Source organism: Rhizobium ecuadorense, from assembly GCF_001187535.1.
Classification (GTDB): Bacteria; Pseudomonadota; Alphaproteobacteria; order Rhizobiales; family Rhizobiaceae; genus Rhizobium; species Rhizobium ecuadorense.
The window spans coordinates 1-519 of the sequence record NZ_LFIO01000727.1; the positions used below are offsets into that span (position 1 = coordinate 1).

1 protein-coding gene is annotated in these 519 nt (G+C 62.0%); it reads right to left on the reverse strand.

Annotated features, from left to right (window positions below):
• Positions 1-321 (reverse strand): IS110 family transposase (locus AF337_RS13590; RefSeq protein ID WP_425287891.1); only part of this gene is annotated, 321 nt, incomplete at its 3' end.
• Positions 322-519 lie beyond the last annotated feature (198 nt).

Below are 519 nucleotides of genomic sequence, written 5' to 3' on the forward strand. Positions count from 1 at the left end.
GAGGAAGGCAGCGATGACGGCCGCATCGATCGGATCGGTCTTGGCCCTGCGGCCGAGCGCGTTGGCAAAGGCACGTACCTGCGCCGGATTGACGACAACCACCCCAAAGCCAGCGGCCGACAGGATACCTACCGCCAGCATCTCGTAGCCGCCGGTCGCCTCCAGGCCGACGATCGTCGGCCTGGAGGCTCCCAGCCTGGCGATTAATTCCTCAAGGCCGGCGTGGTCGTTGCTGACCGCGAAGTGCTCGCCCGAAGGGAGCAGCGCCACATCCAAGCGGTCCTTGGAAACATCGATACCGACAACCACGCTCTCATTCATATCCATCTGATCCCATCCTTGCCTAAGCGGGCTTTGCTTTCGCAAGCGGCCCCGGCGACTGTTCGGGTTCAATGGAACGGCGGACGGAGACCCAGGCTCTCCCACGGGCTTGGTGTCCCAAAGGTGCAACGGTCTTCCATCCGCCACCGCAATAGGCAGTACTACGCCAATAGCGGGTAAAGGGAAGTTACAAAGGTG